This is a genomic window from Sphingomonas sp. RIT328 (genome assembly GCF_000632225.1).
Lineage (GTDB): Bacteria > Pseudomonadota > Alphaproteobacteria > Sphingomonadales > Sphingomonadaceae > Sphingomonas > Sphingomonas kyungheensis.
Window position 1 is genome coordinate 16,946 of sequence record NZ_JFYV01000028.1, and the last position, 22,464, is coordinate 39,409.

Sequence of the window (22,464 nt, forward strand, 5' to 3'; positions counted from 1 at the left end):
TCGCTTAGCGGGTTACGCGCAGGATGATAGCGTCGTCGCCGCGCAGCGTCGCCGGATCGGCGGTGCCGCCCAACGTCGACAGCAGCAGCGTACCGGCGGGCAGCTCGACCGGCTGCGGCGTCGCGCCGAGATTGAGCGCGACGACGATTCGCTCGTCACCGTGGCTGCGCTCATAGGCGAGCACGTCGCCCTCCGCGGCGATCAGGCGGAAGTCGCCGACCGCCAGCGCCGCGTGCTTGCGCCGCAGCCGCAGCAGGTCGCGGTGCAGCGCGAGCATCGATGCCGGATCGGCCGCCTGCGCGGCGACGTTGCGCGTCGGCCAGTCGGGGTTGAGCGGCAGCCACGGCTCGGCGGTGGAGAAGCCGGCGTGGGCGCTCGCATTCCACGGCATCGGCGTGCGCACCGGATCGCGGCCGAGGCCGAGCCCGGGCTCGCGCAGCTCGCGCGGGTCCTGCACGCGCTCCGCCGGAATCGCGACATCGGTCAGGCCCAGTTCGTCGCCATAATAGAGCGTCGGCGTGCCGCGCAGCGTCAGCAGCAGGACCGCGGCGTTGCGCGCCTGCGCGGCGCCGACGCGGCTGGCGATCCGCGGCCGGTCATGATTACCGAGCACCCAATTGGGCCAGCCGTCGGCGGGCAGTGCCGCCTCATAGTCGGCGATCAGCCCGGCGAGGTGGCGCGCGTCCCACGCCGCATCGATCAGCTGGAAGTTGAAGGGCAGATGCACCTCGGGCACGTCGAGGCCGTAATAGTGCATCAGCCGCTCGACCGGCAGGTAGATCTCGCCGATCAGCACGCGGTCGCCGGGGTAGGAATCGGCGACCGCGCGCATCTCGGCGGCGATGCCGTGCACCTCGGGCTGGTCGGTCGAATGCTGCTGGAGCACGGCATGCATCCCGCCCATTGCCGGGTGATAGTCGGGGTTGGCGGGATTGTCGGGGAAGTCGGCGTGCTTGACCATGTGCCACAGCACGTCGATGCGGAACCCGTCGACGCCGCGATCGAACCAGAAGCGCAGCGCCTCCATCATCGCGCGGCGCAGATCGGGGTTGCGCCAGTTGAGGTCGGCCTGTTCCTTGAGGAAGGCGTGATAGTAATATTGTCCGGTCGCGGCGTCATATTCCCACGCCGATCCGCCGAAGTCGCTGATCCAGTTGTTGGGCGGTCCGCCATCGGGGGCGGGATCGCGCCAGATATACCAGTCGCGCCTGGGATTGTCGCGCGACGCGCGGCTCTCCTGGAACCAGGGATGATCGGTCGAGCTGTGGTTGGGGACGAAGTCGAGCAGCAGCTTGAGCCCGCGATCATGCGCCGCGGCGAGCAGGCTGTCGAAATCGGCGAGCGTGCCGAAGCGCGGATCGATCCCGCAATAATCGGCGACGTCATAGCCGAAATCGCGCATCGGCGACGGGAAGATCGGCGAGATCCAGATCGCCTCGACGCCGAGCATGACGAGATGGTCGAGCCGCGCTTCGATCCCCTGGAGGTCGCCGACGCCGTCCCCGTCGCTGTCCTGGAACGAGCGCGGATAGATCTGGTAGATCGTCCCCGACCGCCACCACGTCATGCGAACCGCTCCTTGGCCAGCCGGGTCATCCGGCAGGCGAGGTCCGCCTCGCCGCTCGCGACCAGATAGTCGTCGCCCATGTCGACCAGCCCGGTCGAGAAGACCACGGGGGTGGGCAGGTACATCTGATGCGCGATCCGCGCGGTGAGCGCGGGGTTGGCTTCCAGCAACGGCACCTCATCCTCGACACGCAGGATGCGGGCGGGATCGTCGCGGTCGAGCAAGGCCCAGAAGCTGCGATAGATGCCGACGCTCTCGCGTGCCTCGACGCCGTGATAGATCATCATCCAGCCGTCGCGGGTCAGCACCGGCTGGGTGCCGCCGCCGATCTTCATCGCCGCCTGCGATCCCTTGCGCGCGCGCAGGCCGGGCGCGTCGAGCGGCTTCCAGTGCAGCGCGTCGGGGCTCTGCGCGAAGTTGATCGACGGGCCGCCGACATAGGGGCTGTCGGGCGGATAGGCGAAATAGACCTCGCCGAGCGGCCGGGTCAGCGCCATGAAGCGGCCGCCGACCAGACCTTCGAACAGGATCATGTCCTTGTTCTGGTGATCGAGGACGATGCCGTCGAGCCGGTAGTGGAGGCCGTCGCGCGCGCTGTGCAGCGTCGTGCTGTGCCGCTCGGCGCCGACCGAACAGGTCGTCATGTACCAGGTGTCGCCGATCCGGGTGATGCGCGCATCCTCGACGCCATAGCATTGGTAGCCGGCGGCGGGCTCGATCGCCGCGTCGTAATGGATCGCGACGATCCGCTCGCCGGCGGGATCGAGCTCGACCGGCAGCAGCCACGACAGCGACGTAAGGGCGAGGATGCGGTGACGGTTGCCCTTGACCTCGAACTGGCGCGGATCGGTCATGTCGACCGCGTCGAGCGGCCAGGCGTCGGTGACATAGCCTTCGGGCGTCCAGCGGATCGCATGGACGTGGCCGTCGCGCACCGGCTCGCGCAGCGCCTCGGCGACGCGGACCATCAGCAGCAGATTGCCGTTCGGCAGGCGGGTGAAGCCGGGGTTGAACGCGCCGAGCACATAGGTCGGTTCGGCGATGCCGCGGCGTAGCGGCGACCGGGTCAGATCGACATCGTCGGGGGTGAAGATCAGGGCGTCATGCATGACGGCGACAGCGCGGCGGCGAGGGAGTGGTTCCATCGCCAAAATCCTCCCCGGCACGGGGAGGTGGCACCGCGAAGCGGTGACGGAGGGGGGCTTCCTCAAGCGGTCCGCTGGGCGAGAGCTCGCCAACCGCCGTATCGCCTGCGGAAGCCCCCCTCCGTCACGTCTTCGGCGTGCCACCTCCCCGCGAGCGGGGAGGAATGACGGGAGACGTCAGAACGCCGCGGTCAGCGCGAACACGACCTGGCTGGCGGCGATGCTGCTGCCGTTCTTGGTCGAGGAGAAGTTCGGCTGGAGGTAGGCCGCCTGGCGCTTGGTGATGTCGGTATCGACATAGGCGACGCCGAGCGTCAGCGGCGTGCCCTTGATCGCGTAATCGGCGCCGAGCAGCCAGTCCCAATATTCGCCGGTCGGCGCCACCGAGGTGCCGTTGGGGCCGAGGCCCGAATTACCCTTCGAATAGCCGATATGCGCCTTGGCGGTGAACGGCGTCGTCGGGATCGCGCTGGCGAAATCCCCCCACAGGTAGAGATTGTCGTTCTTCTTGCCCGGACGGTTGGGCACGCCGGTCGCATAGTCCGCGCCGCTGTTATACCATTTGCCGAGCGCCTCCTGCTTGGGCGCGTAAGCGACGCCGGCGAGCAGATTGACCGGGCCGATCGTGCCCGACAGCTTGGCATAGGGTTCGGCGAAGTCGGTCTTCGACGCGCCGCCCGGATACATATACCAGGTCAGGCCGACATCGATCGCGCCGCCGCTGATCGCATGTTTGTAGCCGCCGATCAGGTCGAGCTCCATGTTGGAGCCGCCGAACGTGCCCCAGCCGGCGAGGTTGGACGCCCAGGTGCCGACGTAGACGCCGCTTTCGTGCGCGATGGTGATGCCGCCCTGGACCGCGCCTTCCTTGTCGGTCTGCGACACGCCGCGCAGCCGATAGTCGGAGACGAGCGCGACGCTGCCGGAGACGGTGACCGCCTTGGGCGGCGCGGTGTCCTGCGCCGCGGCGGGCATCGAAGTCACGGCAGCGAGCGTGGTAGCCGCGAGGAGAAGATACTTCATGGGACCCCTTTCGAGTGGATGGAGGTCCCTCCTGCGTCCGCGCCGCCGGCGCGCTCGCCTCGCGGGATGCGAAGGGGCACCGGTCTTGCTCGGACGCCCTTTCGCTACCGCGGCATTATGGCCAAAAAGCTGCTTTCCTGTAACGAAACATTGCTGGGCGGGGATCAGTGGGCGAGTGCGGCAGTCTTGCCACGCGCGCCGAACACCTCGATCGTGTCGCCTGCGGCGCGCCGGCGCTGGAACCAGTCCTTGATTAGCTCGGCGCAGGTATGGTCGACCGTCGACAGGCCGGTGACATCGAGGCGGACCGGCGTGCCCGCCGGCGCGCGCTCCAGCGTGTCGGAGAGCTTGGGCAGCGAGACGAAGGTCGCCGACCCCGACAGGTTGATCGCATGCGCGCCGCCCTGTGCGCCTTCCGACACCTTGAGGCCAAGGCGACGCAGGTGCGGCACCAGCTCGAGCATCGACAGGCCGATGCCGACCAGCACGCCGGTGAGCAGGTCCGCGACGACGACGGTGACCAGCGTCGCCAGCCAGATCAGCGCCGGCAGCGGCCCGTAATGCGAGAAGAGGTGGCGGGCATGGGCGAGGCTGACCAGCCGCCAGCCGGTGATGACGAGGATCGCGCCCAGCGCGGCCATCGGGATCTCACGCAGCACCCAGGGCAGCAGTGCGACGAAGCCGAGGATCCAGAAGCCGTGGAACATCGTCGACAGGCGGGTGGTCGCGCCGGCCTGGACGTTCGCCGAGGAGCGGACAATGACCCCGGTCATCGGCAGTGCGCCGGCAAGGCCGCAGAGCAGATTGCCGATGCCCTGCGCGCGCAGCTCCTTGTTGTAATTGGTGCGGACGCCGTCGTGCATGCGATCGACGGCGGCGGCGGAGAGCAACGTCTCGGCGCTGGCGATGAAGGCGATGGCGAGCGCCGCGGTGATGATCGACGGATCGGCCCATTTGGCGAACAGGCCGACGCCGGGGAAGGCGACCGCGCCGGCGATCGATTCGGGCACGTTGACGCGGGCGACGTCGAGCCCGAAGGCAAGCGCAACGAAGGTGCCGGTGAGCACGCCGACCAGCGCGCCGGGAACGAGGCGCAGCGACGCGGGGCGGAACTTCTCCCAGCCGAGCATCGCGGCGATGGTCAGCATGCCGACCCCGAAGGCGATCTCGGTCGCGGCGATGTTGCTCGGCGACAGGCCGAACAGCCGGCCGGGCGCGGCGGCGAGGTTCTGGAGGCCGCTCGGCAGCGGCTTGGCGTCGAACAGGACGTGGAACTGTCCGACGACGATCAGCACGCCGATGCCGGCGAGCATGCCGTGCACCACCGCGGGCGAGATGGCGCGGAACCAGCCGCCGAGCCGGGCGATGCCGGCGACGACCTGGATCAGCCCGGCAAGGACGAGGATCGGCCCCAAGGCCGACAGGCCCTGATCGCGGACCAGCTCGAAGACGACGACGGCGAGGCCGGCGGCGGGGCCGCTGACCTGCAACGGCGATCCGGCGAGCGCGCCGACGACGATGCCGCCGATGATGCCGGTGATCAGGCCCTTTTCGGCGGGAACGCCCGAGGCGACAGCGATGCCCATGCACAGGGGCATGGCGACGAGGAAGACGACGATCGAGGCGGTGAGGTCACGTGTGACCGTCGGCCCGCTCGGCAGCAGCGCGCGCAGCCGGTTCATTCCGCCGCATCCGCGAAGGCGACGTCGGAGGCGCGGCGCGGCGCGGCGTGGAGCGCGACCGGGAAGGCATCGCCCTCGCGGATCGGCACGAACCGGCCGCTGATGCCGTCGAGGCCGAGCACGACGCCTTCATGGATGTCGACGAACCAGCCGTGCAGCGTGATATGCCCCTGTGCGATCCCCGCCGCGACGGAGGGATGGGTGCGCAGATGGGCGAGCTGCGACACGACGTTCTCGAGGCTGAGCGCGCGGATGCGCTCGCCGTCGGTGAGGTCGGGATAGCTCTGGTCGACGACCTGCCGCGCGGCGGCGCCATGCTTGAGCCAGTGGGCGACGGTCGGCACCGCGGCGAGCGCGGCGGGATCGCCCGACAGGCCCTTCATCGCGCCGCAGTCCGAATGGCCGCAGACGATGACGTCGCGCACGCCGAGCACCGAAATGGCATATTCGACCGTCGCCGACACGCCGCCGGTATGCGCCGAGAAGGGCGGGACGATATTGCCGGCGTTGCGGCAGACGAACAGATCGCCGGGCTGCGCCTGCATGATATGTTCGGGGACGATGCGCGAATCGGCGCAGGAGATCATCAGCGCCTTCGGAAACTGGCCGTCGTGCGCCAGCGTCGAATAGAGCGCCTGCTGGTCCTGGAAGACCTTCTTTTCGAAACTGAGGACGCGGCCGATGACTTCGTTCACGCTGGTTGCTCCCGAACCTGCGGCGGGCGCCGCAGTTGATCGACGAGCGATAGCGCGCGCGGCTTGCCGCTCCGCAGCGGGGATGTTTTATTATGTTGCCGGGGGATCGTTTGGCCGGCTTTCGCGCCAACCTGGATCAGCGCGGCAGCATGATCGCCGCGCGCAGGCCCCCTTCGCGCCGGTTGGACAACGTCAGCGTACCGCCTTCCGCCTCGACGATCCGGCCGACGATCGGCAGGCCGAGGCCGAAGCCGACGGTGTCGCGCGGCCGCGCCGTATCGAGCCGGACAAAGGGCTCGAGCACGCTGCGCAACTGATCCTCCGGGATGCCGGCGCCGTCATCCTCGACGATCATCGTCACGCCGGCGGGCTCGCTGTCCAGCCGCAGCGTCACGTTGCCCGCATAATGGAGCGCATTGTCGATCAGATTGCCGAGCGCGCGCTTGAGCGCGAGCGGGCGGACTACCACCTCGCAATGCGCCGGACCTTCGTAGCGACCGGGCAGGCCGCGGTCCTCGACCTCGTCGATCAGCGTCGCGCAGAGCACGGCAAGATCGATCAGCACCGGCGTCTCGGGATCGCTGCCGCCGCCGAGGAAGGCGAGCAGCGAATTGACCATCGCCTCCATCTCGCCGATGTCGCGCTGGATCGCGGCGCGCGTCGCCTCGTCGCCCACCGCATCGGCGCGCAGCCGCAGCCGGTGGAGCGGCGTGCGCAGATCATGGCCGACCGCGGCGAGCGCCTGGGTGCGGTCGACGATCAGCCGCTGGATGCGCGCCGCCATCCGGTTGAACGCGGCGACGACGCGGCGTACCTCGCCGGGGCCGGCCTCCGGGATCGGGTCATGCTCGGCATCGCCCAGCGTATCGGCGGCGATCGCGAGCTGGCGCATCGGCCGCAGCGCGCGGCGGATCAGCAGCCCGCCCATCAGCATCAGGCCGAGCGCCGGGATCAGCGCGAGCAGGATGCGCTCGGTCGCCAGCTCCATATTGTGCAGCCGTTCGAGCGTGCGGAAATACAGCCAGCTGCCGTCGGGCAGCCGTAACCCGCCGGTGACGACCGAGCTGCGCCCCGGCGAGGTCAGCTTGAGCCGCAGGTCGGTGGCGGCGAGCGTCGGCTCCCATTCGATCACCTGATGCCGCATGCTGTCGAGCGCGGGGGCGATCGGCGGCGGCGGCGGCAGGTCGCGCCGCCAGTGCAGCGCATAGCGTTCGGTGGTGAGATCCTCCGCCATCGCATCGCGCCGCGCCGGCGGCTGTTCGGCGACGAGCCGACGTGCGATGACGAGATGCTCGGCGAGCCGCCGCGCCTCGTCGTCGCGCACCGCGAACTGGCTGGCGCGCTCGTAGAGGATCGTGCTGACGCCGAATTCGATCACCATCGTCAGCAGCAGGATCGCGACGATCTGCCCGATCAGGCCGATCGAGGGGCGGACGAAGCGGGTCATCGGCCTGGGGCGGGGCAGGGGGCGGCGGGGCGAGGGCGCCGGGCCGCCACCGCTCGAGCTGAGCCTGTCGAAGCCCATCGTGGCACAGGCGAGGCGGAGATGGGCGCCAACCCGCTCACAGACAGACGCAGAGCGAACGCAGGATGTCGGGCCGGCACCCCCGCCGTCACCGGCGCGTCACCTCGGTGTTGAGCATATAGCCGACGCCGCGGACGGTGATGATCGGCGCATCCTTGCCGGCGCTCGACAATTTGCGACGCAGGCGGCTGATCAGCACGTCGATGCTGCGATCCGAACTGTCGCCCAACCGCGTGCGCGACAGCTCGATCAGCCGTTCGCGGGCGATCACCCGGCCGGCGTGATCGGCGAGGCTGACGAGCAGGTCGAACTCGGCGCCGGTCAGGTCGACCACCGCGCCGGTCGGCGAGGTAAGCTCGCGGCGCGGCAGCGTCACCTGCCAGCCGTCGAAGGTCAGCACGCCCTCCTCGCGCTCGCCGGGGCTGCGTTCCAGCGAGCCGCGGCGCAGCACCGCGCGGATTCGCGCGATCAGCTCGCGGCTGCCGAACGGCTTGGCGATATAATCGTCGGCGCCGAGTTCGAGGCCGACGACGCGGTCGGTCTCGCTGCCCTTGGCGCTGATGAAGATGATCGGCACCTCGCTCTTCTGGCGCAGCGCGCGGCAGAGATCGATGCCGCTCGTCCCCGGCAGCATGATGTCGAGCAGGATGAGATCGACCGGCCCCGCCTCCAGGGCCAGCCACATCTCGGGCGCGGCGGACGCGGGGCGGACGAGATAACCGTTTTCCTGCAACGCTCTGGTGGTCAGCGTGCGGAGGGCGGGATCGTCCTCTACCAGGAGGATGGTGGGGGCGGTCATGACCGCGAGAGGTAGGCACACCGGCCGGGGCGGTCAACCGCGGCCGGGCCTTCCGTTCCTCGCGCTGGCTCAGTCCGCCGCGACCGGCCCGTGCCCGCCCTTGGGCCGACGCGTGAACCAGACGAGGACGATCATCGCCGCGCTCAGCCATGCCGACAGGCGGAACAGGTCGGTCGAGGCGAGCAGATACGCCTGATTGACCATCTGGCGGGTGATCATCGCGCTTGCCTGCACCGCATTCACGCCGAGCCGCTGCAGGGTCTCGGTCGCCATCTGCAACGGCATGCCGCTGCCGATCGCCTCGGCAAGGCGGCTCTGGTGCAGCGCCTCGCGCCGGTCCCAGGCGGTGGTGATGATCGAGGCGGAGAAGGAGCCTGCGACGATCCGCCCGAAATTGGAGATGCCCGTCGCCGAGGGGATGCGCGGCGGGGCGATGCCGTCGAGCAGGATCGTCACCATCGCCAGGAAGAAGATGCTCATGCCGATTCCCTGGACGAGCAGCGGCAGCATGAAGTCGAAGACGGTCGCGCCGGTGACCAGATTCGACCGCATCCAATAGGAGACGGCGAAGGCGACGAACGAGATGGTCGCGAGCAGCCGCGCATCGACCTTGCCCGACAGCCGCGCGGCGAGCGGCGAGATCACCACAGCGACGACGCCGCTCGGCGCCGCGATCAGCCCCGCCCAGGTCGCGGTATAGCCGAGCTGCGTCTGCAGCCACAACGGCAGGATCAGCGTGTTGGCGAAGAACACCGCATAGCCGAGGCAGAAGACGAGCGTGCCGATCAGGAAGTTGCGGTTGCCGAACAGCGACAGGTCGACTGCCGGGTTGGCATCGGTCAGCTCCCAGATGATCCAGGCGACGAAGCCGACCGCGGCGACCACCGCGAGCACGCAGATCGCCGGATCGTTGAACCAGTCGGCGTTCTTGCCGAGATCGAGCATGATCTGCAGCGAACCGACCCACAGCACCAGCAGCATCAGCCCGACCGTATCGATCGGCAGCTTGCGCGTCGGCGTCTCGCGGCTCTTGAGGCCGTTCCAGCAGACCAGGGTGGTGAACAGGCCGAAGGGCAGGTTGATCAGGAAGATCCAGCTCCAATGGTAATTGTCGCTGATATAGCCGCCGAGGATCGGCCCCATCACCGGCCCGACCAGCGTCGTCATCGACCAGACGCCGAGCGCGGTCGAGCGTTTGTCGGGAGGGAAGATCGAGATGAGCAATGCCTGGCTGCCCGGCATCATCGGCCCCGAACAGGCGCCCTGCAGGATGCGGAAGGCGATCAGCGAGGGCAGGTCCCAGGCGATGCCGCACAGGAAGGAGGCGACGGTGAACGCCGCCACCGCGGTGCAGAAGGTGCGCACCACGCCGAACCGCCCCATCAGCCAGCCGGTCAGCGGCACCGCGACGCCGTTCGCCACCGCGAAGGCGGTGATCACCCAGGTCGAATTGTCGCTGGAGACGCCGAGATTGCCGGCGATCGTCGGCAGCGAGACGTTGGCGATCGTGCTGTCGAGCACCATCATGAACGTGCCGAGCGCGAGCGCGAAGGCGATCAGCGCGCGCTGGCCGCCGACGAGCGGGGCGGGGCCTTGGGCTTGGGTGGCCATTACAGGATGTTCCAGACGGACTTGCCGTCCTCACCCTTGCCACCCGGCTGCGCCGGGCGGGCAACGTCCCTCTCCCGATCGGGAGAGGGGGCGGCAAAGGGTGGGGGCAGCGGAGGCGACATCAACGATTGGCGGCGATGATCTGGCGGATGCGCGCCTCGACCGCAGGATCGCTGCCGTCGGTGGCGCGGCCGGCATAGGCCTGCGCCGCGGGCTGGCCGAGCAGCGCGCCCGAGCGATTGGCGGTATCCACCGTCGCATTGACCGACAGGCCGACGCGCAGCGGATGGGCGTTCAGCTCGCGCGGATCGAGCGCGATCCGCACCGGCACGCGCTGGACGATCTTGATCCAGTTGCCGCTGGCATTCTGCGGCGGCAGCAGCGCGAAGGCGTTGCCCGATCCGGCGCCGACGCCGATCACCTTGCCGTGGAAGACGATGTCGTCGCCGTACATGTCGGCGGTCACCGTCGCGGGCTGGCCGATGCGCAGATCCTTGAGCTGCGTCTCGCGGAAGTTCGCGTCGACCCACACCTTGGACAGCGGCACCACCGCCATCAGCGGCGTGCCGGCGGCGACCTGCTGGCCGATCTGCACGGTGCGCTGCGCGACCACCCCGTCGATCGGCGCGACGATGTGCATGTGGCTGCGCATGATCGCGGCGCGGCGATAGGCGGCGGCGGCGGCGAGCACCGCGGGGTTGGTGCTGGTGTCGGTGCCCTGCACCGTCGAGCGCGACTGCGCCTGCTGGCTGCGTGCGAGGTTGAGGTTGGCGCGCGCGACCTTGACCGCATCGGCGGCATGGGCGAGCTCCTCGCCCGAGATCGCGCCCTGGGCGGCGGCACCGCGCCGGCGCGCATAATCGGCAGTGGCGGCGGAGAGCTGCGCCTCGGCCTGCACCACCGCCGCGCCGCTTTCGCCGACCTTGCTGATGTCGGCGCGGGTGGCGCGCACCGCGCGGGCGAGCTCCGCTGCGGCCGAGGCGAGCGCGACGTCGGCGGTCGCCGGGTCGAGGTCGAGCAGCGGCGCGCCGGCCTTGACCGTCTGCGTATTGTCGGCGTGGATCGCGGTGATCTGGCCGGGATCGCGCGCGGTGATCGCGACGACGTCGCCGGCGACATAGGCGTCGTCGGTCTCCTCGGCGGGTTTGGCGAGCAGGAAGTGCGACACCGCCCAGGCGATCAGCCCGATCGCCACGACGATGCCGAGGATCAGCAGCCCGCGGCGGCGGGCTTGCGGCTTGCCGGCGGGCGGGAGGGGCGCGGACGCTTGCGTATCGGTCATCGGCGGGGTTCCTGGGGAGAGAAGCCGCCGCCGAGCGCCAGCACCAGCGCGACGCGCTGGCGGGCCGCATCGGCGGCGAGATTGGCCTGGGTCAATTGCGCATCGAGCAGGCGGACGTCGTTGTCGACGAGGTCGAGCTTGCTATCGAGGCCGCTGGCGACACGGATCGCATTGAGACGGTTGGTCTCGCCGAAGCCGCGCACCACCTCGGCGGTGCGGGCGCGCTGTTCGGCGAGGTTGGCGACCAGCGCGATCGCATCGGCGGCGTCGCGCACCGCGCCGATGACGCGATCATTATAATCGGCAGTGGCGAGATCGAGCGCCGCGGTCGCGCCGGCGAGGTCCGCCTTCAACCGGCCATTGTCGAACAGCGGCAGGTGGATCGCCGGACCGGCGCCGGCGGTGCCGGCGTCGAGGCTGACGAGATTGCCGAGTCCGATCGCCTGGAAGCCGGCGAGCGCGGTGAGGTTGACGTTGGGATAGAAGGCATGGCGTGCGACCTGCCGGCCGGCGGCGGCGGCGGCGATCCGCGCCTGCGCCGCGGCGATGTCGGGCCGCCGGGCGAGCAGGTCGGCGGGAACCTGCGCGGGCAGCGGCAAAGCGGCGTCGAGCTGCACCGTCGTGGGGACGATCGCTGCGGCATAGTCCGGCCCGCGCCCGGCAAGCGCCGCGAGCGCATTCACCGCCAGCGCCCGCGCGCCTTCCGCCCGCACCAGCGCGCTCTGCGCCTGGGCGAGCAGCGTCTGCGCGGCGGTCGCCTGCAGATTGCTCGCCAGCCGGTTGCGGATACGGATGGCGACGAGGCGTACCGATTGCTGCCGGGTCGCGATGGTGCGGCGGGCGATCGTCGCCTCCGCCTCGGCGCGGGCGAGGTCGATATAGGTCTGCACCACCGACCCGGCGATCGCCAGCCGCGCCGCGGCGAGATCGAGCGCCGCAGCCTCGGCCGAGGCGCGCGCACCGGCGATCGCCGCCTTCTGCCGGCCGAACAGATCGAGGTTCCAGCTCAGATTGGCCTGCGTCGTCCCGACGAAGCGCACCGACCCACCATAGGGCGGCGGGATGATGTAGCGGCCCGACAGGCGCTGCACCTGTTCGTTGGCGTCGAGCGAGACGTCGGGGCCGGTGTCGGCGCGGCGGCTCGACAGCACCGCCTGTGCCTGCGCGATACGGGCGAGCGCGGCGTCGAGCGTCGGATTGCCCGCGGTCGCCTCTGCGACGAGCCGGTCGAGCTGCGGGTCGCCGAAGCCGGTCCACCAGTTGTCGGCGATCGCCGGTGCCGGCGCGCCGGTGAGGCCGAGCGACGCGGGCGCGACCGCCTGCACCGCGGGCGGGCTGGCCGGCACCGCGCAGCCGGCGAGAAGAAGGAGCGCCGCGGGCGGCAGGATCTTGGTGGTCACGCTGGAGTGCCTTGTTCGGGGCCATTCTGGATGGTGTCGCGCAGCCGCCGCAGCAGCTCGGTCAACCGGTCGACATCGGCGGCGTCCCAGTCCTTCAGCCAGTGGTTCCAGAGCTGGACGACCTCGTCCCGGACGGCGCAGGCGATCTGCTCGCCCGCCTCGGTCAGGATCAGGCGGATGACGCGGCGATCCTCGCCGCTCTCGCGGTCGCGCCGCACCCAGTCACGCTCCTCGAGCGTATCGACCAGCCGGGTGATCGCGCCCTTGTCGTGGCACAGGTCGCGGGCGATCTCCGCACAGCTTTGCGCACCGTTGAAATGCAGGGAGACCAGCGCGCTCCATTGCGTCTTGGTGAGGCCGGCGCGGCTGAAGATCGGTTCGAGCGCGATCGTGCCGAGCTGCTCCGACCGGCGGACGAGATAGCCGATCGAATTTTCGGGCGTGAAATTATGCTCGGAGTAATGCGCCATAAGGTTGCCTTGGCAATGGTTGCCTCGGCAGTCAATCGCTTGTTACGAACTGTTTCGCAATGCAGCATTTTTCCGCTGCGCCGCATCGCGGCCATTCCGGCGTCTTATCCTGCGGCGGTCGGCGTGATTCGGTGCTAACTCCTTTTTAGGGCTGCTGGACTAGGCCGAAGGGTAGATTTCGCAGGACGCCGATATGGAATTTCCGTTAATCGCGCCGCAGCCGCCGCGACTCAGTGCCATGACGGACGATCTCCGCCGGATCGAGGCCTCGGGCGTGTTCAGCAACAACGGCCCCGAGGTGCGCGCGTTCGAGGCGGAGGCGACCGAGCGGCTGTTCGGCGGCAGCGGCGCCTGCCTCGCGGTGGGCAATGCGACGCTCGGGCTGATGGTCGCGCTGCGGCAGGCGGCCGGGCTGCGGCCGCGGGCGGATAGCCTCGCGCTGATGCCGGCGCTGACCTTCGCCGCGACCGCGCAGGCGGCGTTATGGGCGGGACTGACCCCGCTGATCTGCGACATCGAGCCAGACGGCTGGACCGCCGACCCGCAGCAGGAAGAGGCGCTGCTCGCCCGCTACGGCGCGCGGATCGGCGTCATCGTGCCCTATGCGACCTTCGGCACCGCGATCGATCTCGACCGCTACGCCTGGCTCGCCGCACGCTATCGGGTCGGCGTGGTGATCGATGCGGCGGCGTCGCTCGGCACGATCGATGCGGCGGGGCGCGGCTTCGGCACCGGCGCGCCGTTCGCGATCGTCTATTCGATGCATGCGACCAAGACCTTCTCGGTCGCCGAGGGCGGGCTGATCTACAGCGGTGATGCCGCGCAGGTGGATCAGATGCGCGGCATGATCAACTTCGGCTTCGAGCGGGGCCGCAGCGCGACGCTGCCGGGGATCAACGCCAAGCTGCCCGAGGTGATCGCGCTGATGGCGCGCGCCAAGCTCGCCGAGATCGACACGGTCTGTGCGCATCGCGCCGGCATCGACGCCGCCTATCGCGCCGCACTGCCCGATCTGACGATGCAGCGCAGCTGCGGTCGGCGGCAGGCGACGCAGTTCATGCCGGTGCTGCTGCCGCCCGCACTCGCGCCGCGGCGCGATGCGATCGTCGCGGCGATGGCGGCGGAGGGCGTCGGCGTCGGCCAATATTTCAGCCCGCACATCGGCCAGCAGCCGCTGTTCCGCGACACCGCGTTGATCGAGCCGACCCCGGTCGCCGATGCGATCGGCGGACGGATGTTGAGCCTGCCGATCACCGATGCGATGCAGGCGGCGGACGCGCCGGTGATCGCCGAGCGCCTGCACCGCGTGCTGGCGCGCGAGGCGGCGCGGCAGGGATCGCAGCGGCAGGGAGCGGCGATGGACGATCTGACGACGGTGGTGATCGGCGGCGGTCCCGCCGGCACCGCGATGCTGACCGCGGCGAGCAAGCAGGGCAAGCTTGCACCGCTCGTCGAGGCGGGCTTCGCGATCGTCGAGTCGCGCGCGCGGATGGGGGCGGGCGAGCTCGGCGCCTATGCCATCCGCTCCGACACCACGGCGGAGACCTTCCTGTCGGCGGTGAAGAACAACCCGCATCCCGAACTCGCCGCGCTCGAACATCATCCCGCCGGGCAGCTGATGAGCCGCTATGTCGCCGAACTGGGTGCGCCGCTGGTCGATACCGCGCCGCTGCTCTCGGTCACCGCCGACCGGCTGGCCGAGATCGTGACGCGCCACGGCGGATCGGTGCTGACCGGGCATCAGGCGGAGCGCGTTCAGCGCACGCCGGACGGCCGCTGGCAGACGACGGTGCGCGACGGGGCCGGCGGCGCGCGCAGCCTGGTGTCGCGCAACGTCGTCATCGCGACCGGCGGCTATCAGACCGACGAACAGGTCGCCGCCCAGCGCGTCGCCGGCGTGCCGCTGATCGCGCTGGCGGGCGAGCGGCTGATGCGCTCGGACGCGCTGCTGCGGCTCGGCGGCGTCGAACAGGCGGTGGAGCGGCTGCGCGGCATCGCCGCACCGCGCGTCGCGATCATCGGCGCCTCGACCAGCGCGATCGCCGCGGCGGTGCTGCTGCTGAAAGCTCAGCCGGGCTTCGCCTTTGGCGCGGGCGCGGTGACGCTGCTGCACCGCCAGCCGCTCAAGCCCTTCTATCCCAACGTCGCCGCGGCGCACGCCGACGGCTTCACCGATTTCGACGAGAACGATATCTGCCCGGTCAGCGGCTTCGTGCTGCGGCTCGCCGGGCTGCGGCTCGAATCGCGCGAGCTGGTGCTGCGCATGCTGTCGCTTGGCGGCCGGGTGCCCGATCCGCGCGTCGCCTCGCATCGCATCGCCGGCGACGACGATGCCGCGGCGCGCGGACTCATCGCCGATGCCGATCTGGTGATCGGCGCGCTCGGCTATCGCCCGCGCGCGGTGCCGCTGTTCGGCAGCGACGGCGCGCCGATCGCGCTGGCGCATCAGGCGGGGCGGCCGATGGTCGATCGCCATTGCCGCCTGCTCGATGCGCAGGACCGGCCGGTGCCCGGCGCGTTCGGCATCGGCCTGTCGGCGGGCTTCGTTCCCTGGGGCCGGCTCGGCGGCGAGGCGAGCTTCCGCGGCCAGGCCAACGGCCTGTGGCTGTGGCAGAATGACGTCGGCCAGATGATCGTCGACCAGCTGCTCGAACGGGAGGCGCAGGAGGCGGCATGACCGCGCCGATCGTCTCGATCGTCATCCCCGGCTACAATGGCGAGGCCTTCCTCGCCGACACGCTGCACTCGCTCGCCGCGCAGACGCTGACCGACTGGGAGGCGATCGTCGTCGACGATTGTTCGGCCGACGGCACGCGCGATCTGGTGCGCGGCTGGGCCGATCCGCGCGTGCGGCTGATCGAGAATGACGTCAACGGCGGCCCGGTGCGCACCCGCAATCGCGGCGTCGCCGCGGCGCGCGGCCGGTTCATCGCCGGGCTCGACCAGGACGATCTCTGCCTGCCCGAACGGCTGGCGCGGCAGGTCGCCTATCTCGACGCGCATCCCGACGTCGTGCTGGTCGGCGCGCAGGCCGAGCAGTTGCGCGACGGCCGCGTCTCGGCGATGCATTATGCCTCGCACACCACGCCCGATCTGATCGCCTGGCTGAGCTGGATCGAGAATCCGCTGGTCTGGTCGACGGTGATGGTGCGCAGCGAGGTGGCGCGCGCGCTCGATCCGTTCACCCGGCCCGAGATCCTCTATGCCGAGGATTTCGACCTCTACCACCGCGTCGGCGCGTTCGGGCGGATCGCGCGGCTCGACATGCCGCTGCTCCGCTATCGCCAGCATGCCGCCGGCGCGTCGCAGCGCTTTACCGAGACGATGCGCCAGTCGGCGATGCGCGTGCTCGCCGAACGCCATGCCGCGGTGCTCGGCGTCGCCGCGGCGGAGGAACTGGCGCGGCTGCTGGTGCTGCACAATATGGGCGGGGTACCGGTGCCCGATCGCGCGACGCTGCAACGGCTCGGCGCCGGCATCACCACCTTGCAGACCGCCTTCCTCGCGCAGGAGCGGCCCGACGCCGAAAGCCGCCAGCTGATCCGCTGGGAAACGGCGCGGCGCTGGGCGCGGATCGGGCGCGCCGGGTTACGATCGGGCGCGGTGCGGCTCGGCGACGTGGTGCGCGCGCGGCCGCCGCATCTCGGCCTCGGCTATGCCGGGATCGAGACGCTGGCCTGGTGCGCCGCGGTCGGCGCATTGCGGCGCGCGCAGGAGCGGCGCGCGGCGGATCAGGCCGGGCAGCGGCTGTAGCGGAACGAGCCGGCGCGATCGGGGCCGCCCTTGGCCTCGCGCACCAGCGTCTTGCCGGCATCGAGCAACGTCAGCGTCGTCGGTTCCTGCCAGGTCATGCCCTCGCCGCTCAGCGGCAGGTCGAAGGCGATCTGGTCGCTGCGGAGCTCGCGGATGCCTGTCGCCTCGCCGCGCGATTCGAAGAAGGTGAGGCGGTTGCCGGTGATCGTCAGCACGCCCTTGTCGGCGCCGCCCGCCCGGTCGCAATCCTCGACCACCATCCCCCAATGCCCCTGGAAACCGGCCGGGATCGTCGCCACCGGCGAGGGGCTGGGCGCGGCGACCGGCACGACGCTGTTCTGCGGATCGTCGGTCAGGTTGGTCGGCGTCGGCTCGACCGCGGCGCTGCCGCCGCTCGATTCATTGTTGGCGGTTTCGCCGCCCGAGCAGGCGGCAAGCGCGAGGGCGAGGGCTACGGCGCAGGCGCGCGCATGGCGGGCGGGGCGGTGGGGGTGCATCCTGGACTCCTTGGCGCCACTGGCGGGCTTCGCTAGCCTTGGTCGCAGGCTCGGGTGGGGGACGCAAGGGGCGCCGCCGGGGCGGCCTCAAGGGGGAGGCTTGGCCGTGGGGGGTATCTGGGTAGATTGGTTGAGATGCAGGTTGATGCCCAGAAGAGGATTTTACGGTTGGCACCAAAAACGGCAGATTTTCGCGGTTTTCTGAAAGAGCGTCGGGACGATTGTATCAGGCCTTTGTACTAGCCGTGACAAGCGTGGAGAGTTACCCCTGGGCTAAGATAGCGGAGGGGGCGGCAGCATGGCCAGCATGGCAGATGGTTGGAAGTTGATCCGCGACTATATGGATCGCCTTGCCTTCGAGGGTAAGAAGAACGCGATATACCGGGGTCAAGCTAACTATGAATGGGAGCCGATCCCCTCATGGTTTCGTGGAAGATGGCTTGGCATAGGTAATCAGCATAGGCTCGATGAGTGGAAGTGGCGCGCAGCTAGATTCGCATCCCCAACACCTACTGATGACATCGAGTGGCTGGTACTTGCGCAACACTTTGGATTGCCAACTACCCTGCTTGATTGGACTACTAGCCCACTAATTGCGCTGTTCTTTGCTTGTGATGATAAAGCGATGATAGACCAAGACGGCTGCGTTTGGATTACGAGCATCAATCAGTTTGAGAAAGCTCACCATACCCTTACGATCAGCCCCTTCGCAGCTAATCGCAGCAAGCCATTCATTATCAATGCTGTAGGAAAGAACGTTCGATCAACGGCGCAGGATAGTATGCTTACGCTTCATACGGAAAATGACATCAACAGCTATAATAGAAGACGGCTGTTCACAGTGCCCGCTAGCTTGAAGGCGGTGACTCTAAATCAGTTGGAGAAGTTGGGGATTGCGGGAGACAGGCTCCTCTACGATATCGGACACCTCGTTGAGACGCTAAAGACAGAGCAGCTTGGACGCTCACTTACATTGACCCTCACTGATGTTCCTGAGCCGCCTACGGCCTAAAAATGTTAGAGATATGCGAGAGAGTAATCGGACTATTTTGAGGGTCGATTTACCCCCGTATCCCAACTTGCCCGGTCACACGATTATGTCACGCCTGCCCGACCTGCATTATTGCGCGCGGTTGGTTCTCCCTGCGTAGCGTGTCACAGTAGCAGGATCATGGCTGGATCGGCGCTGTCCAGAATAATCAAACGAGCGTTAGCCAGGAAACGGCGTGGCGGTAAGGCGCATCCTCATCTCCCGCCGCCGCTAACGAGTCAGATTCCCGCGGCCGTAAAGCGATCCGACGCAGCAAGCCCCCGCCGCCGGCTGGAACCGGCGAAGACCGTGACCATATGCTCGGCCGACAATCCTTCCCACGGAGCCTCGCATGAACATCCTGATCGTCCTCACCTCGCACGACCGGCTCGGCGACACCGGCAAGCCGACGGGCTTCTGGCTCGAAGAGCTCGCCGCGCCCTATTACGTCTTCAAGGATGCCGGCGCCGCGATCACGCTCGCCTCGCCCAAGGGCGGCCAGCCGCCGCTCGATCCGAAGAGCGACGCGCCCGATGCGCAGACCGAGGCGACGCGGCGCTTCCTCGCCGATGCGGAGGCGCAGGCGGCGCTCGCCGCGACGGTGCCGCTCGCCGATGTCTCCACGGCCGAGTTCGATGCCGTCTTCTATCCCGGCGGTCACGGTCCGCTGTGGGATCTGGCGGAGGACGCGACGTCGATCCGGCTGATCGAGGCGACGCTGGCGGCGGACACGCCGGTCGGGCTCGTCTGCCATGCGCCGGGGGCGCTGCGCCACGTTAAGGCGGCCGATGGCACGCCGCTGGTCGCCGGAAGAACGGTGACCGGCTTCACCAACAGCGAGGAAGCCGCGGTCGGCCTGACCGAGGTCGTGCCGTTCCTCGTCGAGGACATGCTGCGCGACCATGGCGCGGACTATCGGCACGGCGCCGACTGGCAGTCCTATGTCGTCGCCGACGGCCGCCTCGTGACCGGTCAGAACCCGGCCTCGTCCGCCGAGGCGGCGGAGCGGCTGCTGGCGATGATCGCGCCGCGCTGAGGCAGGAGGCGCCGACCGGCGTGCTGGCCGGTCGCCGTCTTATTCCGCCGCGGCCTTCTTGGCCGCCGGCTTCTTCGCCGGGGCCTTTTTCGCCGCCGGTTTGGCCGCAGCCTTGGCGGGCGCCTTGGCCGCCGGCTTCTTCGCCGCGGCCTTCTTGGCCGGCGCCTTCTTCTTGCCCTTGGCGGGGGCGGCGGCGGCGCGGTCGTCGATCAGCTGGGCGGCCTCTTCCAGCGTCAGCGCCTCCGGCGTGATCGACTTGGGCAGCGTCGCATTGGTCTCGCCGTCGGTGACATAGGGGCCGTAGCGCCCCTCCATCAGCTTGATCTCCGCCTCGGTGCGCGGGTGCTTGCCGAGTTCGCGCAACGGCGCGCGCGCCGCGCCGCGGGCCGGACGGCCGCCGCCCGCCGCCGCCTCGGCGAGCTTGACCACCGCGGCGTTCATCCCGGTCTCGAACACCTCGGCGGTCGATTGCAGCCGGGCATATTTGCCGGCGTGGGCGAGATAGGGGCCGTAGCGGCCGATCGAGGCGGTGATCGGCTCGCCCGTCTCGGGATGCGTGCCGATCGTGCGCGGCAGGCTGAGCAACTTGAGCGCCCATTCAAGGTCGAGCTCGCCGGGCAGGTCCTTGGGGATCGAGGCGCGCTTCGCCTCCTTGCCCTCGCCGAGCTGGATGTACGGGCCGAACCGCCCCGACTTGCGCTCGACCTCGAGGCCGGTCGCCGGGTCCTTGCCGAGGCCTTCGGGGCCGCTGTCCTCGCCCGCCTCGCCGCCGGGCTGGGCGAAGCGGCGGGTGTATTTGCACTCGGGATAGTTGGAGCAGGCGATGAACGCGCCGAACTTGCCGCCGCGCAGCGCGAGCTTGCCCTGTTCGCACTTGGGGCAGAGCCGCGGGTCCGATCCGTCCGCCTTGTCGGGGAAGAGATAGGGGGCGAGGAACTGGTCGAGCTCGGCGGTGATCGCCGAGGGCTGCTGCTCCATCACCTCGTTGGTGCGCGGCTTGAAGTCGCGCCAGAAGGCGTCGAGCACCGCCTGCCATTGCGCGCGCCCGCCCGACACGTCGTCGAGCTCTTCCTCCAGCTCGGCGGTATAGTCGAAGCCGACATATTTCTCGAAGAAGCGTTCGAGGAAGGCGGTGACCAGCCGGCCCGATTCCTCGGCGAAGAAGCGGTTCTTCTCGACGCGCACATAGGCGCGGTCCTTCAGCGTCTTGATGATCGAGGCATAGGTCGACGGGCGGCCGATCCCCAGCTCCTCCATCCGCTTGACGAGGCTCGCTTCGGAGAAGCGCGGCGGCGGCTGGGTGAAATGCTGTTCGGCATCGACGCTCTTCCTGGCGGGGGCATCGCCTTCGCGCAGCCGCGGCAGGCGGCGCGCCTCCTCGTCCTGCGTATCGTCTGATCCTTCCTCATAGAGCGCGAGGAAGCCGGGGAAGAGCACGACCTGCCCGGTCGCGCGCAGCACGTGCCGCCCGGTGCCGTCCGCCATCTCGACGGTGGTGCGCTCCATCCGCGCCGACGCCATCTGGCTGGCGAGCGCGCGCTTCCAGATCAGGTCGTACAGGCGGGCATGATCGCCGCCGCCGACGCGGTCCTTGCCGAAATCGGTCGGGCGGATCGCCTCATGCGCTTCCTGCGCATTCTTCGCCTTGGTCTGATACTGGCGGGGCGAGTCGGGGACGTAGCCCGCGTCATAGCGGTTGGCGATGGCGAGGCGCGCGGCGGAAATGGCGCTGCCGTCCATCTGCACGCCGTCGGTCCGCATATAGGTGATCGCGCCGTCCTCGTAGAGCCCCTGCGCGATCCGCATCGTATGATCGGCGGAGAAGCCGAGCTTGCGCGCCGCCTCCTGCTGCAGCGTCGAGGTGGTGAAGGGCGGCGGCGGGTTGCGCGTCGCCGGCTTGGTCTCGACGCTCTGCACCGAGAAGCGGCCCTCTTCGACCGCCGCCTTGGCCTTGAGCGCGTCGCCCTCGGTGCCGATCGACAGCCGGTCGAGCTTCTTGCCGTCCCACTGGACGAGGCGGGCGAGGAAGGGCGTGCCGTCCTGCTCCATCTGCGCGGTGACCGACCAATATTCCTGCGCCTTGAATGCCTCGATCTCGCGCTCGCGGCCGACGATCAGGCGCAGCGCGACCGACTGGACGCGGCCCGCCGACTTGGCGCCGGGCAGCTTGCGCCACAGCACCGGCGACAGCGTGAAGCCGACCAGGTAATCGAGCGCGCGACGGGCGCGATAGGCATCGATCAGATCGGTATCGAGCTCGCGGGGCGCCTTCATCGCGGCGAGGATGGCGGGCTTGGTGATCGCGTTGAAGGTGACGCGCTGCACGTCCTTGGGCAGCGCCTTGCGCCCGCGCAGCACCTCCTGCACGTGCCAGCTGATCGCCTCGCCCTCGCGATCGGGGTCGGTGGCGAGGATCAGGCGGTCGGCGGTCTTGGACAGATCGGCGATCGCCTTCAGTTGCTTCGACTTGTCCGCGTAATTCTCCCATTCCATCGCGAAGCCGTCGTCAGGGTTCACCGAACCGTCGCGCGCCGGCAGGTCGCGGACATGGCCGTAGGAGGCGAGGACGCGGAAGTCCGAGCCCAGATACTTTTCGATGGTTTTCGCCTTGGCGGGCGATTCGACGATGACGAGCTGCATGGCGGTTGAATAGCGTCCTTACGTGTACGCGCGAGGGTGGCGAGCGGCGGGTGTCGCCGTCAAGTCGGGGGCCGGGGCGAAAAGGTCAACGGGCGGCGGCGATCAGCCGACCAGGCTCGCCCGCGCGCCGGCATGCCGCTCCAGCCGCCCGGCAAGCTCGAGTTCGAGCAGCACCGTCTGGACGATCGCCGGGGTGAGGCTGCTCTGGCGGACGAGTTCGTCGACCGGCGTCGGCACCGGGCCGAGCAGCGCGGCGATGCGGCTGCGGTCCGCGTCGCTCGCCTCGGCGGGCGGCGGCGGGGCGTAGGG

General features: G+C 69.4%; 17 protein-coding genes and 1 pseudogene. 4 read left to right on the top strand and 14 right to left on the bottom strand.

What is annotated here, in order from left to right; translation table 11 throughout:
• Positions 1-4 precede the first annotated feature (4 nt).
• From BW41_RS13095 to BW41_RS13145, 11 genes are all read right to left on the bottom strand, one after another.
• Complete coding sequence (locus BW41_RS13095) at positions 5-1,567, bottom strand: alpha-amylase family glycosyl hydrolase (protein WP_037534970.1); 1,563 nt, start codon at positions 1,565-1,567, stop codon at positions 5-7.
• Positions 1,564-2,676, bottom strand: coding sequence for a glycosidase (locus tag BW41_RS13100; RefSeq protein WP_037534971.1), 1,113 nt, complete (start codon positions 2,674-2,676; stop codon positions 1,564-1,566). Before BW41_RS13100 ends, BW41_RS13095 begins: the two co-directional genes overlap by 4 nt.
• 213 nt (positions 2,677-2,889) lie before the next feature.
• On the bottom strand, positions 2,890-3,735 hold the full coding sequence (locus tag BW41_RS13105; RefSeq protein ID WP_037534972.1) for a TorF family putative porin: 846 nt from the start codon (positions 3,733-3,735) through the stop codon (positions 2,890-2,892).
• A gap of 164 nt (positions 3,736-3,899) precedes the next feature.
• On the bottom strand, positions 3,900-5,417 hold the full coding sequence (locus BW41_RS13110) for a SulP family inorganic anion transporter (RefSeq protein WP_037534973.1): 1,518 nt from the start codon (positions 5,415-5,417) through the stop codon (positions 3,900-3,902).
• Positions 5,414-6,112 (bottom strand): carbonic anhydrase, encoded by a 699-nt coding sequence (locus BW41_RS13115; RefSeq protein ID WP_037534974.1) that lies wholly within the window; start codon positions 6,110-6,112, stop codon positions 5,414-5,416. The genes BW41_RS13110 and BW41_RS13115 overlap by 4 nt, the downstream gene beginning before the upstream one ends.
• Positions 6,113-6,248: 136 nt before the next feature.
• A complete protein-coding gene (locus BW41_RS13120) occupies positions 6,249-7,559 on the bottom strand; it encodes an ATP-binding protein (RefSeq protein ID WP_037534975.1) in 1,311 nt (436 codons plus the stop codon).
• A 166-nt stretch (positions 7,560-7,725) separates the two neighbouring features.
• Positions 7,726-8,436, bottom strand: a complete 711-nt coding sequence (locus tag BW41_RS13125; protein ID WP_037534976.1) for a response regulator — start codon at positions 8,434-8,436, stop codon at positions 7,726-7,728.
• Positions 8,437-8,505: 69 nt separating this feature from the next.
• Positions 8,506-10,047, bottom strand: coding sequence for a DHA2 family efflux MFS transporter permease subunit (locus BW41_RS13130; protein WP_037534977.1), 1,542 nt, complete (start codon positions 10,045-10,047; stop codon positions 8,506-8,508).
• 121 nt (positions 10,048-10,168) lie between these two features.
• Positions 10,169-11,329: an efflux RND transporter periplasmic adaptor subunit gene (locus BW41_RS13135; protein ID WP_037534978.1), complete on the bottom strand. Its 1,161-nt coding sequence runs from the start codon at positions 11,327-11,329 to the stop codon at positions 10,169-10,171.
• Positions 11,326-12,729 (bottom strand): efflux transporter outer membrane subunit, encoded by a 1,404-nt coding sequence (locus tag BW41_RS13140; RefSeq protein WP_037534979.1) that lies wholly within the window; start codon positions 12,727-12,729, stop codon positions 11,326-11,328. Before BW41_RS13140 ends, BW41_RS13135 begins: the two co-directional genes overlap by 4 nt.
• A complete protein-coding gene (locus BW41_RS13145; protein WP_037534980.1) occupies positions 12,726-13,199 on the bottom strand; it encodes a MarR family winged helix-turn-helix transcriptional regulator in 474 nt (157 codons plus the stop codon). The genes BW41_RS13140 and BW41_RS13145 overlap by 4 nt, the downstream gene beginning before the upstream one ends.
• Positions 13,200-13,392: 193 nt before the next feature.
• Between BW41_RS13145 and BW41_RS13150 the strand changes: the two genes are divergently transcribed.
• Positions 13,393-15,876, top strand: coding sequence for a DegT/DnrJ/EryC1/StrS family aminotransferase (locus BW41_RS13150; RefSeq protein ID WP_037534981.1), 2,484 nt, complete (start codon positions 13,393-13,395; stop codon positions 15,874-15,876).
• Positions 15,873-16,952 carry a glycosyltransferase family 2 protein gene (locus tag BW41_RS13155; RefSeq protein WP_037534982.1) on the top strand — a complete coding sequence of 360 codons (1,080 nt, stop codon included), beginning with the start codon at positions 15,873-15,875 and terminating at the stop codon, positions 16,950-16,952. Before BW41_RS13150 ends, BW41_RS13155 begins: the two co-directional genes overlap by 4 nt.
• On the opposite strand, the gene BW41_RS13160 is transcribed toward BW41_RS13155, so the two are convergent.
• Positions 16,931-17,449: a hypothetical protein gene (locus tag BW41_RS13160; RefSeq protein ID WP_051583488.1), complete on the bottom strand. Its 519-nt coding sequence runs from the start codon at positions 17,447-17,449 to the stop codon at positions 16,931-16,933. The two genes, BW41_RS13155 and BW41_RS13160, sit on opposite strands and share 22 nt — an antisense overlap.
• A gap of 298 nt (positions 17,450-17,747) precedes the next feature.
• Here BW41_RS13160 and BW41_RS20615 point away from each other — a divergent pair, with 298 nt between their 5' ends.
• Both BW41_RS20615 and BW41_RS13165 read left to right on the top strand, forming a co-directional pair.
• Entirely contained in the window at positions 17,748-18,461 is a 714-nt protein-coding gene (locus BW41_RS20615; RefSeq protein WP_081793088.1) for an FRG domain-containing protein, read from the top strand.
• Positions 18,462-18,831: 370 nt separating this feature from the next.
• Complete coding sequence (locus BW41_RS13165; protein WP_037534983.1) at positions 18,832-19,515, top strand: type 1 glutamine amidotransferase domain-containing protein; 684 nt, start codon at positions 18,832-18,834, stop codon at positions 19,513-19,515.
• 39 nt (positions 19,516-19,554) lie between these two features.
• On the opposite strand, the gene topA is transcribed toward BW41_RS13165, so the two are convergent.
• Together topA and BW41_RS13175 are read right to left on the bottom strand one after the other, a co-directional pair.
• Positions 19,555-22,155, bottom strand: a complete 2,601-nt coding sequence (gene topA, locus BW41_RS13170; protein ID WP_037534984.1) for a type I DNA topoisomerase — start codon at positions 22,153-22,155, stop codon at positions 19,555-19,557.
• Positions 22,156-22,257: 102 nt separating this feature from the next.
• Positions 22,258-22,464, bottom strand: a pseudogene (locus BW41_RS13175) (DNA-processing protein DprA); the annotation flags it as partial.

Bases quoted from the DNA above. Each gene is read 5' to 3' on its own strand.
- BW41_RS13150 (WP_037534981.1), top strand. From the start codon at position 13,393: ATGGAATTTCCGTTAATCGCGCCGCAGCCGCCGCGACTCAGTGCCATG.
- BW41_RS13095 (WP_037534970.1), bottom strand. From the start codon at position 1,567: ATGACGTGGTGGCGGTCGGGGACGATCTACCAGATCTATCCGCGCTCG.
- BW41_RS13135 (WP_037534978.1), bottom strand. From the start codon at position 11,329: ATGACCGATACGCAAGCGTCCGCGCCCCTCCCGCCCGCCGGCAAGCCG.
- BW41_RS13105 (WP_037534972.1), bottom strand. From the start codon at position 3,735: ATGAAGTATCTTCTCCTCGCGGCTACCACGCTCGCTGCCGTGACTTCG.
- BW41_RS13130 (WP_037534977.1), bottom strand. From the start codon at position 10,047: ATGGCCACCCAAGCCCAAGGCCCCGCCCCGCTCGTCGGCGGCCAGCGC.
- topA (WP_037534984.1), bottom strand. From the start codon at position 22,155: ATGCAGCTCGTCATCGTCGAATCGCCCGCCAAGGCGAAAACCATCGAA.
- BW41_RS13120 (WP_037534975.1), bottom strand. From the start codon at position 7,559: ATGACCCGCTTCGTCCGCCCCTCGATCGGCCTGATCGGGCAGATCGTC.
- BW41_RS20615 (WP_081793088.1), top strand. From the start codon at position 17,748: ATGGCCAGCATGGCAGATGGTTGGAAGTTGATCCGCGACTATATGGAT.
- BW41_RS13110 (WP_037534973.1), bottom strand. From the start codon at position 5,417: ATGAACCGGCTGCGCGCGCTGCTGCCGAGCGGGCCGACGGTCACACGT.
- BW41_RS13155 (WP_037534982.1), top strand. From the start codon at position 15,873: ATGACCGCGCCGATCGTCTCGATCGTCATCCCCGGCTACAATGGCGAG.
- BW41_RS13100 (WP_037534971.1), bottom strand. From the start codon at position 2,676: ATGCATGACGCCCTGATCTTCACCCCCGACGATGTCGATCTGACCCGG.
- BW41_RS13125 (WP_037534976.1), bottom strand. From the start codon at position 8,436: ATGACCGCCCCCACCATCCTCCTGGTAGAGGACGATCCCGCCCTCCGC.
- BW41_RS13160 (WP_051583488.1), bottom strand. From the start codon at position 17,449: ATGCACCCCCACCGCCCCGCCCGCCATGCGCGCGCCTGCGCCGTAGCC.
- BW41_RS13165 (WP_037534983.1), top strand. From the start codon at position 18,832: ATGAACATCCTGATCGTCCTCACCTCGCACGACCGGCTCGGCGACACC.
- BW41_RS13145 (WP_037534980.1), bottom strand. From the start codon at position 13,199: ATGGCGCATTACTCCGAGCATAATTTCACGCCCGAAAATTCGATCGGC.